We start from the raw sequence: 15,249 nt of genomic DNA on the forward strand, positions 1-15,249 counted from the left end.
TATTATAATTTTATAAATAATATAAATAATTATATCATTGTATTGCAAATTAATTGTACATATTATAATTTATATGAGGGGATTGTGCAATTCTCTGTATATAAAAATTATTGGAGTGATTTTGTTGAAAAGAAAATTAGACTTTTTACCAAACAAAATGAATAAGTATTCGATTAGAAGATTTTCAGTAGGAACAGCTTCTATATTAGTCGGTACTACTTTATTGTTTGGAATTGGAAATGAAGCCCACGCAGCAGAAGGTGATCAAACACCTAATGCTAATGAAAATGTAGCTGACAAAGATGTGAGCGGAACGCAATTAAAAGAAGAAGCCCAAAATAACGAAGTAACAAATGAAGAGCCATCAAAAGAAGAAGCAACAAGTAAGGAAGTAACAAATGAAGAGCCATCAAAAGAAGAAGCAACAAGTAACGAAGTAACAAATGAAGAACAACCAAAAGAAGAAGCAACAAGTAACGAAGTAACAAATGAAGAGCCATCAAAAGAAGAAGCAACAAGTAACGAAGTAACAAGTGAAGAACAACCAAAAGAAGAAGCAACAAGTAAGGAAGTAACAAGTGAAGAGCCATCAAAAGAAGAAGCAACAAGTAATGAAGTAACAAATGAAGGCCCTTCATCAGATGAAGCGAGTGCAAATGACTCAACTTCAAATCCTGACTTTAATTCTAAGGTACTAAATGATTCAGTTCAAGAATTTGATAATGATCAATCTTCTGATAGTGAAGATAGAAATGTAGCTTATGCAACACCTAATGGAACAACAGCAACGCGTTCTGTTAAACCAGTTTCTAGAGTTGCAGTTAATCGTTCTCAAGCACAACAACAAGGTAAAAACGTTAATGATTCTATTAAAGTGACTTCAGTTAATACTGATAAAGACTATGTAGAACCTAATAATGGTCAAGGTTTCTCAGCTGACGTATCATTTGAAGTTGATGGTAAAGTTCATAAAGGTGATTATTTCACAGTTGATATGCCAGAATATGCTGATTTTAATGGTATAGCAGATTATAAAGCAGCAAATAACAAAATTTATCCAACAATCAATGATGGAAACCAAGTTGTAGCCAACGGTGTTTATGATACTCAAACTAAAAAACTAGTTTACACATTTACTGACTATGTAAATAAAAAAGATAATATTAAAGGTAATTTTGAAATTCCGCAATTTATCGATAGAGCGAATGCTAAAACAAGTGGTAACTATGACTTAAATTATAATATTGCTGGTAACACAGTTACTAAACAAATGGAAGTTAAATATAACAATTATAACGATGGTAACGTAGTTGCTAACACTAGTTCATTAATTACAAAAGCAGACTTATTTAATGTTGGTTCACACGATTATACTCAATATATTTATGTGAATCCAAAATCTGAAGATAGTTATAACACACGCTTAACAATCCAAGGGTACCAAGAAGATATAAATGATAGTAGTACACTATTAAATCCCAATGATACTAAAATTGAAATATTGGATGCTAAGTCATCTGATAATATTGTGCCAAGTTTCCATATAAATGACGAAGACTTTGAAGATGTAACTGGCAACTTTGGAATTAACCAAACAGGTTATAAAAAAGCACAAATAGATTTTGGTCACATTGATCATCCTTATATTGTTAAAGTTACTTCTAAAATTGATTCAAATTCAAGTCAAGATTTACGTACACGTGTCATTATGGAAAATGAAAATGCAGAAGGTACTACAGACTTTTATGCACACGATAATACAGTTGAACGTTTAGGAGCAAACGGAGTTGCTACGGGCAATGAAAAACTCTATAACCTTGGTGACTATGTTTGGGAAGATACAAACAAAAATGGCATCCAAGACGAGGATGAACATGGTATCGAGGGTGTAGAAGTATCGCTTACACGTCCAAATGGTACAGTAGAAACTACTACGACTAATTCTGAAGGTAAATATGAATTTAATGATTTACAAAATGGTGATTATGTTATTAATTTCAAAACACCTGAAGGATATACAGCAACTAAATCTTATGAAGGTAATAATTCAGAAGTCGATTCAAATGGTTTAAGTACTGTGGGAACAATTAAAGATGCTGACAACTGGACTTTAGATAGTGGATTCTATAAAACGCCTTCTAAATACAGTTTAGGTGATTATGTTTGGTATGATTCTAATAAAGATGGCTATCAAGATGATGATGAAAAAGGTATTAAAGGTGTTAAAGTTACTCTAAAAGATAGTGAAGGTAACACATTAAAAACAACTGAAACTGATGAAAATGGTAAATATCTTTTTGATGACTTAGATAGTGGTGACTACACTGTTCACTTTGATAAACCAGAAGGACTTACTCAAACATCAATTAGTACTGGTAATGATGATGCCAAAGATGCTGATGGTGAAGATGTACATGTAACAATTACAGACCATGATGATTTCAGCATTGATAATGGTTACTTCGAAGATAGTGAATCAGAATCGGAAAGCCATTCAGATTCAGAAAGCCACTCAGACAGTGAGTCAACAAGCGAATCAGAGTCAGAGAGCCATTCAGATTCAGAAAGTCACTCAGATAGCGAATCAACAAGTGAATCAGAATCGGAAAGCCACTCAGATTCAGAAAGTCACTCAGATAGCGAATCAACAAGTGAATCAGAATCGGAAAGCCACTCAGATTCAGAAAGTCACTCAGACAGTGAGTCAACAAGTGAATCAGAATCGGAAAGCCACTCAGATTCAGAAAGTCACTCAGATAGCGAATCAACAAGTGAATCAGAGTCAGAGAGCCATTCAGACTCAGAAAGCCACTCAGATAGTGAGTCAACAAGCGAATCAGAATCGGAAAGCCACTCAGATTCAGAAAGTCACTCAGACAGTGAGTCAACAAGTGAATCAGAGTCAGAGAGCCATTCAGATTCAGAAAGCCACTCAGACAGTGAGTCAACAAGTGAATCAGAATCGGAAAGTCATTCAGATTCAGAAAGTCACTCAGACAGCGAATCAACAAGTGAATCAGAATCGGAAAGCCATTCAGACTCAGAAAGCCACTCAGACAGCGAATCAACAAGTGAATCAGAATCGGAAAGCCATTCAGACTCAGAAAGCCACTCAGACAGTGAGTCAACAAGTGAATCAGCTTCAGACAACCATTCAGATTCTGAACTACCAGAAACTGGTAAAGAAGACAATCACCAAGGATTAATCGGAGGAATGCTTGCAGCATTCGGAGGATTAACATTATTAGGTAGACGTCGTAAAAAAGAAGAAAAATAAATTTATTATAGTGACAGGGCAAGTTAATTGAGTTAGCTTGCCTTGTTGCACATACATATTTAATAGAAGTAGGGGTAATATGACGATTTATAATCTAAATTTTGGTATCGGTTGGGCGAGTAGTGGTGTTGAGTACGCACAACTTTATCGACGAAACATATTAAAGGGTTTAAATGAAGATTTTAAGTTTATATTCTTAGATTTTATAAATAAAGAAAACATACAAACACTTACGAGTAATTTAGGTATAGCAGATGATGAAGTGATATGGCTATATCAATATTTTACTGATGTAAAGGTTAAACCTACTTCTTATACAATTGAAAATATTATCGAAAACATTGAATCACATGACATACAAGTTAAAAATATAAAAGATAAAGTAACGAGAATTTATTTTAATAATAAAAGTTGTTATGTCAATTGTTATTTGAAGGATAAAAATATTGTTGATCGAGCTGAATTTGTTTCGAATGGGAAACTGATTCGAAAAGAATTTTATACATATACTAAAGTTTTTACTGAGTATTATGCTCCATATAATAAAAAAGCTAAAGTTTACTTACGAAAATTTTTCAATGAAAATGGAAGCGTAGCTTATGAGGAAATAGTTCGAGATGGCGATAATATGTATGTTTTTCCGAATAAGATTTTATATTCCAAAAAGGAATTCATTGGGTACTTCATTAGCCAACTTAATTTAACGAGTGATGATATTTTATTGGTAGACCGTTCTAAAAACGTAGGTCAGGTTATTTTAGAAAATAAAAACGAAGGACATATTGGAGTGGTCATTCACGCTGAACACTATAATCACTCAAATACGAATGACCAATATATTTTATGGAATAATAATTACGAATATATGTTTAATCATGTTCGGGATATAGATTTTTATATTGTTGCGACACAAGATCAAAAAAGAGTCTTACAACAACAATTTGAAAAATATAAGAATCTTAAACCCAAAATATATACAATTCCAGTGGGAAATATTAGCCGTTTGAATAATGAGCAGCAACGAAAACCTTACTCTATTATTACAGCTTCTCGTTTAGCAAATGAGAAACATGTTGATTGGCTCATCAAAGCAGTCGTCAAAGCTCATAAAGTAAATTCAGATATCAGCTTTGATATCTATGGTGAAGGTTCAGAAAGAAAAAAATTGCAGCAAATTATCGATAACTCCCAAGCTAATAGTTATATCAAGCTGAAAGGACATGTTAATCTTGCTGAAGTTTATAAACAATATGAATTATATCTTTCAGGTTCTACAAGTGAAGGATTTGGTTTAACACTAATGGAAGCCGTTGGTTCTGGTCTTGGAATAATAGGCTTTGATGTATATTATGGTAATACCACATTTATCAATAATCATATCAATGGTTTTAAAGTACCTATTGATACAGTAAATATAGATGAAAATAATCTAGTCACTGAATTAGCAAACAAGATATTATTGTTCTTCACTCAAAATAAAGAAAAAGTTAGAGCAGGGTCTTATCAAATTGCAGAAAAGTATTTGATTGAGAATATCAAAGAAGACTGGAAAAAGTTAATTAATGAGGTGCTAAATGATTAATTTATACGATAAATTAAATAGTCAAACGCTTCAATTACATCAATCATTTTTAAATGCGAATATTAATCCTAAAACTGTTGTTGTTGATGACGATGGATTCTTACCAAGTGATGTTTTGTCACCTTATAAATTTTTCTCTAGAAACACAATTGAAAAAGAAAGGCCTCTTTTCTTCAATGAAGTACCTGTTCCGAGATTTTGGGAAATAGAAGGTTCCAATCAATCAGCTGTAATTAAGGATAGGGATAAAATAAGAGGCAAAATAGTTTATCAAAAGGAATATGGTAATAGAGCTGTAGCTTCAGTAGAGTGGCTCAATAAAAGTGGACATGTTCAATTCATAGATTATTATAATCGACATGGTTTTCGATTTGCTCAATTAGTAATGGATGATCATCAAAATCAAATAATCACACGCTTTTTTGATCAAAATAATGATGAATTTTTGGTGGAGAATTTCGTTACTAAGGATTTAATTTTAAGATGGGACAATAAGGATATATTTTTTGATAATCGCATATCATTTTTGTCATTCTTTTTTGAAAAAGCGAATTTATCAATAGAAGATATAGTGCTTAACTCATTTGCCACATCATTTTTATTTGTATACCATCAACGAGAGACTAATTTGAAATGTAGAATATTTTGGCAAGAAAAAATTAAAGATGAGTTACCTGAAAATATGAAAGTTGCTCTAAAAAATATAGAGAATTTGAAGATTTTAATTCCTGATAAAAAGGCATATGATTGTGTGATGGATGCTGTTGAAGCCTCACATCAACATAAAATTGAATATATAGGTTACGTGTATGAATTTTTAAAAGTAAATCAATATAAAAATGAGGCTCTCATATTAACTAATTCTGATGATATACCACATATAGATAGTATTGCCAAAGAGAATCAAAATGTTACATTTCATATTGCATCTAAAACCGAAATGTCTTCAAAATTATTACAATTAGATAAAATACAAAATATAAAATTATATCCTGAAAGTGCTGAAGATAATATATTAAATCTATGTCAAAAATGTGATATTTACTTAGATATAAATAAAGGAAATGAAATTTATGAAAGTGTACGTTTAGCATTTGCACATAAAATGCTCCTGTTTGCATATGAAGAAACTGTACACAATAAACAATTTGTTGATGGAAATAATATATTTAAATTAGATAATTATCATAGTTTAAGTGACGTTATTGGTGAAATTAGTAGTAATAAAACTATATTTTCTAATAAATTAAGTATGCAGTTACAATTCGCTAATTCAAGTTCAATTGAATCATTTCAAAAGAGAATAGAGTAATAAATCTTGGTTTAATTTGTAAAAGTACTACAAAGTCTTTATTTTTTTAATTATTTATTAAAATTTTATTTAATTATAGTAAATTTTAAAAATAACATAATTTCTTTTGTTATACTCATTTCATCAAACGAAATGAGGTGTATGAATGAGGTATTTGAACTGGTCACGCAAATGTTTAATCACTACATTCCTAATTGTAATCAGTTTATTATTAGCATTTTCCACAATTACTTATGCTAATGAAAGTAAGTCTGAAGACAGTCTTAAAATCACAACACATAACGTTTACTTCTTACCTACAGCATTATATCCCAATTGGGGACAATCGCAGCGCGCTGATTTAATTTCAAAAGCTGATTATATACAAGGTCAAGACGTCGTTATTTTTAATGAATTATTCGATAAAAAAGCATCCAATCGTCTTTTAACAAATTTACAATCACAGTATCCTTATCAAACGCCTATTGTTGGTAAAGGTACAGACGGTTGGCAAAAGACTTCAGGTACTTATAGAAAAGTAAAACCAGTGAGTGGTGGCGTTGGCATTGTAAGTAAATGGCCAATCGTTGAACAAGAACAACATATCTACAAAAAGGGTTGCGGCGCTGATAAAGCTGGCAATAAAGGTTTCGCATACATTAAAATTAATAAGAATGGTAAATACCAACATATTATCGGAACACACCTTCAAGCTGAAGATCCAATTTGTATTAAAGGAAAAGATAAAAAAATTAGACAAAGTCAAATGGATGAAATTAAACAATTTATCAAAGATAAACATATTCCTAAAAATGAACCCGTATATATCGGCGGTGATTTAAATGTCATTAAAGGTTCAGAGGAATATCAACAAATGCCTGATAACTTGAACGTTTCGTTACCTACACAATTTGATGGCAACGCCTATAGTTGGGATACACAAAGCAATGGCATTGCTAAATATAACTATCCTAAATTAGAACCACAGCATTTAGATTATATTTTACTAGATCAAGACCATGCACAACCAAGCTCATGGCATAATTATGTACACAAAGTGAAGTCACCAGAATGGTCTGTGAAATCTTGGGGCAAGACATATAAATATAATGACTATTCAGACCATTATCCACTTTCTGCATATGCATCAAATTAGTATTGCTATGTATTTGAATATTAATACTTAAAATAGGAGCTATATGGAAATCATAATTTAAAATTGATTTCTCATATAGCTCTTTTTTTAAATTACCAATGCATGAGTATGGGCCCTCTTAAAGTAACTTTACAAAGGAATTATAAACCAAACATGTTAATATGTATGAAGTAAATAATAAATGTAATTGTATGATTGTGAGGACGCTCAAATTTAGATTGAGCAACTTATATATAATAAAAAAAAGGGAGTTTGATTATGACGAAAGAGGTATGTGCGTATCTAGCTGTCTCAGTGGACGGCTTTATAGCTGATAAAGATGAATCAGTTCAGTTCTTAGAAGAAGTCAAAGGCGAAGGGGATAATGGCTATTCAGATTTTTATAATAGCGTAGATGTTGTAGTAATGGGTGGACGTACCTTTAGATGGTTAATTAATAATGGTGTTGAAGAGAATCCGTATCAAGGTAAGAAGGTAGTAGTAATTTCCTCGAAAGTCACAGATATTGATTGGGATATTGAATTCTATAGCGGTGACTTAGACGAACTTTTTAATAGATTTAATAATAATGAAAAAATATGGATTGTTGGTGGAGGTAAGTTGATTTCAACTTTAATTAATTTGAAGATCATAACATCGTTAAAGTTGACTATAGCACCAACAATACTTACCCAAGGTGTTGAGTTATTAAATTCAATAGATGAGAAAGTAAAACTCCACTTACGTGACGTTACACAATATAATCAATTTGTCGAGTTAGATTATGAAATCATTTAATTAAACAAGGTAGTAGATTATTGCACCTGCTCAATTATAAGAGTCATGATTTACAAAAGGGGAAGTGTGACGGTTGTCTGAAGTAAGACAAACAGTAATGTTAAATTATGTTTTTTGATTTCAATTAGTTACGCATACTTTAATTAAGTATCATCACAAACTTTTACCTTCATACCTCTACTAAACATGTTAAAAGCCTATAATTACGAAAGTGTACGTTACATTTTAAACGCGCTATTCATTTCCGTGATTATAGGCTTTTCATCTTATATATTCATTAATTTTTCTTCTTGTTTAATACGCACATATAAGAAATATGCATAAGGTAATAATAGTATCATTGAATATGTAGCGTGTGTTAATAATAATACGCCGATTAACTCTGGAATGATATTTAAGAAGTAATTAGGGTGCTTGGTCACTTTATATAACCCAGATTTAATTATAGGATGATTTGGTAAAATAAATAATTTCAATGTCCAAATACCACCTAAAGTTTTGATTACAATAAATAACATGATATAAGCAAAAATTAATATGATTAAACCAATGCCATTTACTAAACTAAAAGTATCTTTATTAATAAGTGCTTCCACACCAGCACAAACGTAGATTAAAACATGAGTGATTGCTAGAAATTTTGAATTCTTGACGCCATATTCAATAGCGCCCTCAGCGATTAATTGTTGTGAATGATTGATAGATATCTTTAAACTAATTAATCTGATACAGAAAAAGATAAGTAAAATAGTTAAAATCATGGTGTCCTCCGTCTTTTATTTTATATATTAACCTTAAATGGATAACATACAGTATTTTATAAAGGAAACGCATGAAATACTATTAACTATTTATTAATTTTAGAACAATGATATTATTTAATTTTTAGTTTAATCATTAGAAGTCTATCATTCTTGAAGCAATCATTAATAAAATATCCCCCTGTTAACCGTATGATTAACAAAGGGACAAGTGTGTATTAAGATTCTGTATTATTTCTTTTAGCCTCGAACTCATCAAGCAATTCGCGTGCTTCGTCTATCGTTTCTGTACTCATCAACTTATGGCGCAATTGACTCGCGCCTTTAATGCCACGAATGTAGATTTTAAAGAATCTACGTAAAGCTTTGAATTGTTGAGTCTCCTCATTTGAATACTTTTCATACAATGATAAATGTAATCTAAATAAGTCTAATAATTCTTCACTTGTATGTTCACGTGGCTCTTTCTCAAATGCGAAGGGATTATGGAAAATGCCTCGACCAATCATTACACCATCAACACCATATTTATTAGCAAGTTCAAGACCTTTTTGTCTATCTGGAATATCACCATTAATCGTTAACAAAGTATGTGGTGCAATCTCGTCACGCATCGCTTTAATTGCTTCAATTAACTCCCAATGTGCATCTACTTTACTCATTTCTCTACGCGTACGAAGGTGGATAGATAAGTTTGCGATGTTTTGTTCAAAGACGTGTTTAAGCCAATCTTTCCACTCATCAATTTCGTAATAACCAAGGCGCGTTTTAACACTTACGGGTAGTCCACCTTCTTTAGTCGCTTGAATAATTTCAGCCGCTCTTTCAGGACGTAGTATTAGTCCAGATCCTTTACCTTTTTTCGCAACATTAGCTACTGGGCAGCCCATATTTAAATCAATCCCTTTAAAGCCCATTTCTTTCAAACCAATACTCATTTTTCGGAATTGCTCAGGCTTATCTCCCCATATATGAGCGACCATAGGTTGTTCATCTTCACTAAACGTTAAACGTCCACGAACACTGTGTATACCTTCGGGGTGACAATAACTCTCAGTATTTGTAAATTCAGTGAAAAACACATCCGGTCTAGCAGCTTCACTCACTACATGACGAAAGACGATATCCGTCACGTCTTCCATTGGTGCCAAAATAAAAAATGGACGTGGTAATTCACTCCAAAAATTTTCTTTCATAATATATTTAAACCTTCTTAATTATTAGTATCTCACACTTTTATGCATGATGATATTACCATAAAAAGTGAACTTACACAAAATGAATTTTAATAGTTATTATTTTTTAGAAGGGAGTCTACGAGTGGTCTAAAAAAGAATGAGTATATGATTATTTTTATTTAAAAATTATTACAAACGCTATGTTATTTAGCTTTTTAGATTGAGTTGAATTATTTATGACTACAAATTCTCAGAAGTACATTTATTATCTCCCATAGTTTAATAACTGCTATACTAAATTAATAATGCAGCTAAAGGAGTTATTATATGTTTCTTGCATGGAATGAAATTAAACGCAATAAGCTGAAGTTTGGTCTAATTATCGGTATTTTAGTTCTCATAAGTTATTTACTCTTTTTACTTTCGGGCCTAGCTAATGGTTTAATTAACATGAATACTGAAGGAATTAAAAAGTGGAAAGCGGATGCTATTGTTTTAAATAAAGATGCGCATCAAACCGTGCAACAATCTATTTTCAAAACATCTAAAACGAAAGATAAATTTAAAGAGACCTCCTCATTAAAACAAATGGGTGCCATCGCCTCTAATGGAAATAATGAAGAGAACGCACTACTCTTTGGGATTAAAGCAGATTCATTTTTAATGCCGAAAGTAGTAAAGGGTAAAAAATTTGCTAAAGATAATGAAGTCGTTATTGATCAGACTCTCAAAGATAAAGGATTTAAAGTAGGAGATAAGGTTAAATTATCTCAATCCGATGAAAAATTAAGCATCGTAGGTGTCTCAGAAAGTGCTAAATACAATGCTTCACCTGTTATTTTCACTAATAATAAAACGATGCAAAAAATCAATCCAACGTTAACTACAGATAAAACAAATGCAATCGTTGTGCGAGATAAACATTGGAAAAATAAAAATGTAAACAAAGATCTTGAAGTGGTAGGTATTAATAAATTTATTGAAGATTTGCCTGGATATCAGCCACAAAATTTAACAATGAACTTTATGATTACATTTTTATTTATTATTTCAGCAACAGTGATTGGCGTATTCTTGTATGTTATAACATTACAGAAGAAAAACTTATTCGGCGTTTTGAAAGCACAAGGCTTCACTAATGGCTACTTAATGAATATGGTTTTATCGCAAACGTTTATCCTAGCATTGATTGGTACATTGAAAGGTCTTGTTCTTACTATACTCACAGGATTTGTCTTACCAAAAGCGGTACCGGTTGAGTTTAATATTATGACACTCATAGTGTTTGGAATTGTTTTAATATTGACGTCCTTGATTGGCAGTTTATTCTCGGTATTATCTATCAGAAAAATTGATCCACTCAAAGCAATCGAATAAGGAGGTGCTACAATGTTGAAGTTTGATCAAGTATCGAAAGAATTTAAAGATGGTAACCAAATAATTGAAGCCGTTAAATCAACATCTTTGACCTTTGATAAAGGAGAATTAATAGCCATTGTAGGGCCTTCTGGTTCCGGGAAAAGTACATTCCTAACAATGGCTGGCGCACTACAAACGCCTACACATGGGGAAATATATATTAATGACAATCAAATTTCTCAATTGAGTCAGAAACAACTTGCTAAAATGAGAATGAAAGAAATAGGTTTTATTCTACAATCTACGAATCTAGTGCCATTTCTAACGATCAAACAGCAATTTCGCTTATTGAAAAATTATAAAAAAGAAGTTTTAAGTGCTGACGAATTTGAAAAATTATTAAATGATTTAGGGTTGAAAGAAATAGAAAATAAATTACCGTCTGAAGTCTCAGGGGGACAAAAGCAGCGCGTAGCAATTGCTAAAGCAATTTATACCCAACCGTCGATTATTTTAGCAGACGAACCAACAGCTTCATTAGATACAGAAAATGCGATGGCGGTAATGAGCATTCTTAAAGAACAATCTAAACAACGTCATAAAACATGTATCATTGTGACGCATGATGAACGTTTAACACAATTTTGTGATAAAACGTATCATATGGAAGATGGCTATTTAAAAGAAGAGCAGTAAATAACAAAATATAAAAAACAATTAGGAATAATCGTTATAATACACACCTCATCATTTAGAATCAAAATCTAGATGATGAGGTTTTTATTTTATTTCTGTGAATCGTGTTGATTATAAATTTGATTGTTGATATAACAGTATTTTATAATTATTTGCAATTTCAATTTAAACTGTAAAAAACTTTATTGATAAACAGTTGTTTATATTGTGCAAAACTCACTAATGCATTATAGTTAATATACATATAAAAAATATACTTATTTCGCTGAGAAAGTGGGGACATGTACAGTGTATAAAGGGGAATTATTGGGAAAATTCATCTACACTTCAATTGTGATGCTAGTTATTTTTAGTCTTTCTGCCTTATTACATATCAATGTGGCAGATGCTGCTACTAAAAGTAGTACTGTAATGGCAAAAGAGACGCCTAAACAACTAGTAGCAAAACAGTATACAAATCAAACACCTAAAACTAAAATTGGCATTCAATCAACACAAATAACTCATAAAAGTAATAATCATACTACAACGGCAAAATCTACAACACCAACAAAACAAACAACGTCACAGAATGTTAAACGTACGAAACCATCTTCAACTCGTGTGGTACCAAATCACAGCCACAAACTAAGTGTTACCAACCGTAAGGGGACATCATTTTCAAAGCAAACTGCTCAACCAAAGCAACATAAAACGGTTAAACACACAACTATCCATCACAAAGTTTCGCCAACGAAAGTTAAACCTCAAAAGACAACGAAAGCTGTCAAACCAACTAATAAGAAACCACATTGGTTATCAACAGCAACTAAAACGAAAAAGGCACCATCAACTTCAAAAGTTACTAAAACTACATCGAAGCGTACTTCCTCAACTGTAACAAAAACGAAATCCACAAAACCGAGTGTCAAAACTTCAGTCAAAACAACAACTAAGTCAAAAGTAAAACCAATATCAACAGTAAAAGTAAAATCAAAAGCAACGTATTCACAACCTAAAAAGAATTACTACAATAAGCCACCTAAACGTTGGCCATCTAATGTACCAGGCGGGGACAACGTTCGTGATTTCGGTCAAACGACTAAAGAATCAGGTATTGATGATGCTTTGAAAATCATGAAGAAATCGGGCAATACGGGCGTTACAATCGAGCATGCTAAAGCGAAAGACGCTAATATCGCAACCGTATTTAATTGGAACCCAACAGCCAAACAATTAACTTATGGTACAGGTACAGCAATTGGGAGACATACGATTTTAACTGCGAATCATGTAGTGAATGATCAGCGCGCACACAAACCGTTAACACCCGCACAACCTGAGAACATGAGAATCAACTTATTACAAGAAGGTTCCAAAGTCGTTCGTTCACTTCAAGTATTTGGCGTTCAAATGTTGCAATACGGAGATGTCGCATTAGTTTACACATATGAGGACATTTCTAAATATATGAAAATACGTAAAATTGCATCAGAAAATACCATTAAATCAATGAAAGCCAATACGCCAATTCATATGTATCACTATGGTACGCCATATGGGAAATATAAAAATGATCCAGCTGGTACGATGTATCATTCTAAAGGTAAATATTCCATGACTGCACGAAATGTAAATCCTATTGGCTACTATCAAATGATGGCAGAACCTGGCTCATCTGGTGGCGCAGTTTTAAATAGTAAGAACGAAATTATTGGTGTTCATGCGTTTAGAGTGGATTCAGGAGACTATAAGAAATATCATTTAAACACAATGGCAGAAATCAGAGGTAAATTACGTAAGGAGATCATTGATAATATCGTGTAATGTTAAGAGGTTAGGAAAACTTTTTCACAACTCATACTAATCAATAGGTCTTTAGGACATAATTAAGCACTTAAAACACAATATATATAAAACAAAGAGCGTTCTCAAAGAAAATTTTCTTTGAGGACGCTCTTTTAATTATAAAATATATATTAGTCTCTGCTAACTGATTCAGGTTTTTCAACACTATTCTGTTGATCATTATTTTGGTTGTTGTCAGTATCTTGAGCAGAGTTATCACTTTGCTGTTGCTGATCTTGTGTATTATCATCCTGACTTTGTTTTACTGATTGATTTTGTTCTTGTTCGCTATTTTGAGCAGCTTCGGTTTCTGATGTGCCTTCTTTACTTTGACTCGTATCATCATTATTCGTTTCTTGTTGTGATTGATCTGCTCTAGTTTGATTCTGTTGGTTATTTTCATTTTGAGATTGTTGCGAATTCTGATCATCGTAATTTGGATGGCTTAAATCTTTACCGAAAATTTTTCTATTATTACTATTCGGACCTTTATATAATGAACTTTCATTAGCATGTTTAATATGTCTTTCTTTATCTGCTTTAGTTCTTCTATCTATATAACCATTAACATGACCTGTCTGCTTATTAACAGTCGTAGCAGCCTTCATTGGAAAGCCTGTGGCATCATGTGCTGTAAAGGTAATGTAGTATTCTTTACTATTAGATTGGTTTGAATCAACCTGATAATCATCATTTGTGGCTGAATTTTTAAAGTGCTCTTTAGCATTTTGAATAGCTTCATCTTCTGAAATAGTCCCATTATTAGTTTGATTATCAGAATTTGTTTCATTATTGTTGCCTTCATTACCTTGATTTGAAGTATCATTATTTTCAGAAGCATTTGCTTGTCCTTGATTAGCTTGATTTGTTTGGTTATCTACCTTGTTATCATCACTTCTGTGTTTGTCTTTAGACTGACTTGAACTATGTTCACTACTTTCCTCATTATTCTTCTTACCTTCACCTTGATTATCGTCCGTACCGATATTGAGTGAACATGCCCCTAGTAAGAATGTACTTAATAATACAGTCCCTAATAATTGCTTTTTCATAATTATCCCTTCAATTATACATCGTACAATATTTTTAAATTGTTGTTAATATTACGCTGTTTTATATATTTATTATTATTTTTATATTTTAAATGATTTGAGTTTCTTCTGACGTAATAATCTTGATCTTTTGAAAATTGATTTCACAATAAACGTACTTAATTTTTATAAAACATTAATAATATATTTATACTAGTGACAATTTTATTATTTTATTTATAAATATATTAATAATTTTGATGTAAATTTACATATAAAAATTGAATTTACTCTTTTTCAGAATTATAATGAAA

The 15,249-nt window shown here is 31.7% G+C and carries 11 protein-coding genes; 8 read left to right on the forward strand and 3 right to left on the reverse strand.

The window, feature by feature from the left end; all coding sequences use genetic code 11:
- Positions 1-124: 124 nt before the first annotated feature.
- The 5 genes from V6C74_RS00290 to V6C74_RS00310 all read left to right on the forward strand — a co-directional run bounded on the left by V6C74_RS00290 (position 125) and on the right by V6C74_RS00310 (position 8,083).
- A complete protein-coding gene (locus V6C74_RS00290; RefSeq protein WP_143978097.1) occupies positions 125-3,277 on the forward strand; it encodes an SdrD B-like domain-containing protein in 3,153 nt (1,050 codons plus the stop codon).
- A 79-nt stretch (positions 3,278-3,356) separates the two neighbouring features.
- Positions 3,357-4,859, forward strand: coding sequence for an accessory Sec system glycosyltransferase GtfA (gene gtfA, locus V6C74_RS00295; protein WP_016898463.1), 1,503 nt, complete (start codon positions 3,357-3,359; stop codon positions 4,857-4,859).
- Positions 4,852-6,171, forward strand: a complete 1,320-nt coding sequence (gene gtfB, locus V6C74_RS00300) for an accessory Sec system glycosylation chaperone GtfB (RefSeq protein ID WP_016898464.1) — start codon at positions 4,852-4,854, stop codon at positions 6,169-6,171. The genes gtfA and gtfB overlap by 8 nt, the downstream gene beginning before the upstream one ends.
- 154 nt (positions 6,172-6,325) lie before the next feature.
- A complete protein-coding gene (gene sph / locus V6C74_RS00305) occupies positions 6,326-7,306 on the forward strand; it encodes a sphingomyelin phosphodiesterase (protein WP_029625740.1) in 981 nt (326 codons plus the stop codon).
- Positions 7,307-7,564: 258 nt separating this feature from the next.
- On the forward strand, positions 7,565-8,083 hold the full coding sequence (locus tag V6C74_RS00310) for a dihydrofolate reductase family protein (RefSeq protein WP_103175464.1): 519 nt from the start codon (positions 7,565-7,567) through the stop codon (positions 8,081-8,083).
- Between the two features lie 266 nt (positions 8,084-8,349).
- On the opposite strand, the gene V6C74_RS00315 is transcribed toward V6C74_RS00310, so the two are convergent.
- Together V6C74_RS00315 and V6C74_RS00320 are read right to left on the reverse strand one after the other, a co-directional pair.
- The gene (locus V6C74_RS00315; RefSeq protein WP_016898467.1) at positions 8,350-8,844 is read right to left on the reverse strand and encodes an isoprenylcysteine carboxyl methyltransferase family protein; all 495 of its coding nucleotides are present in this window, start codon (positions 8,842-8,844) and stop codon (positions 8,350-8,352) included.
- Positions 8,845-9,062: 218 nt separating this feature from the next.
- On the reverse strand, positions 9,063-10,040 hold the full coding sequence (locus V6C74_RS00320; protein WP_016898468.1) for a tRNA-dihydrouridine synthase: 978 nt from the start codon (positions 10,038-10,040) through the stop codon (positions 9,063-9,065).
- A 309-nt stretch (positions 10,041-10,349) separates the two neighbouring features.
- Here V6C74_RS00320 and V6C74_RS00325 point away from each other — a divergent pair, with 309 nt between their 5' ends.
- From V6C74_RS00325 to V6C74_RS00335, 3 genes are all read left to right on the forward strand, one after another.
- Positions 10,350-11,399: an FtsX-like permease family protein gene (locus V6C74_RS00325; RefSeq protein WP_016898469.1), complete on the forward strand. Its 1,050-nt coding sequence runs from the start codon at positions 10,350-10,352 to the stop codon at positions 11,397-11,399.
- 12 nt (positions 11,400-11,411) lie between these two features.
- Complete coding sequence (locus V6C74_RS00330; RefSeq protein ID WP_016898470.1) at positions 11,412-12,077, forward strand: ABC transporter ATP-binding protein; 666 nt, start codon at positions 11,412-11,414, stop codon at positions 12,075-12,077.
- A 336-nt stretch (positions 12,078-12,413) separates the two neighbouring features.
- Positions 12,414-13,883: a trypsin-like peptidase domain-containing protein gene (locus V6C74_RS00335; protein WP_103175502.1), complete on the forward strand. Its 1,470-nt coding sequence runs from the start codon at positions 12,414-12,416 to the stop codon at positions 13,881-13,883.
- A gap of 152 nt (positions 13,884-14,035) precedes the next feature.
- On the opposite strand, the gene V6C74_RS00340 is transcribed toward V6C74_RS00335, so the two are convergent.
- Complete coding sequence (locus tag V6C74_RS00340) at positions 14,036-14,956, reverse strand: hypothetical protein (protein ID WP_016898472.1); 921 nt, start codon at positions 14,954-14,956, stop codon at positions 14,036-14,038.
- Between the last annotated feature and the right edge of the window lie 293 nt (positions 14,957-15,249).

The sequence above is a fragment of the Staphylococcus capitis subsp. capitis genome (assembly GCF_040739495.1).
GTDB classification, from domain to species: Bacteria; Bacillota; Bacilli; order Staphylococcales; family Staphylococcaceae; genus Staphylococcus; species Staphylococcus capitis.

Bases quoted from the DNA above. Each gene is read 5' to 3' on its own strand.
- gtfA (WP_016898463.1), top strand. From the start codon at position 3,357: ATGACGATTTATAATCTAAATTTTGGTATCGGTTGGGCGAGTAGTGGT.
- gtfB (WP_016898464.1), top strand. From the start codon at position 4,852: ATGATTAATTTATACGATAAATTAAATAGTCAAACGCTTCAATTACAT.
- V6C74_RS00310 (WP_103175464.1), top strand. From the start codon at position 7,565: ATGACGAAAGAGGTATGTGCGTATCTAGCTGTCTCAGTGGACGGCTTT.
- V6C74_RS00315 (WP_016898467.1), bottom strand. From the start codon at position 8,844: ATGATTTTAACTATTTTACTTATCTTTTTCTGTATCAGATTAATTAGT.
- V6C74_RS00320 (WP_016898468.1), bottom strand. From the start codon at position 10,040: ATGAAAGAAAATTTTTGGAGTGAATTACCACGTCCATTTTTTATTTTG.
- V6C74_RS00325 (WP_016898469.1), top strand. From the start codon at position 10,350: ATGTTTCTTGCATGGAATGAAATTAAACGCAATAAGCTGAAGTTTGGT.
- V6C74_RS00330 (WP_016898470.1), top strand. From the start codon at position 11,412: ATGTTGAAGTTTGATCAAGTATCGAAAGAATTTAAAGATGGTAACCAA.
- V6C74_RS00335 (WP_103175502.1), top strand. From the start codon at position 12,414: ATGCTAGTTATTTTTAGTCTTTCTGCCTTATTACATATCAATGTGGCA.
- V6C74_RS00340 (WP_016898472.1), bottom strand. From the start codon at position 14,956: ATGAAAAAGCAATTATTAGGGACTGTATTATTAAGTACATTCTTACTA.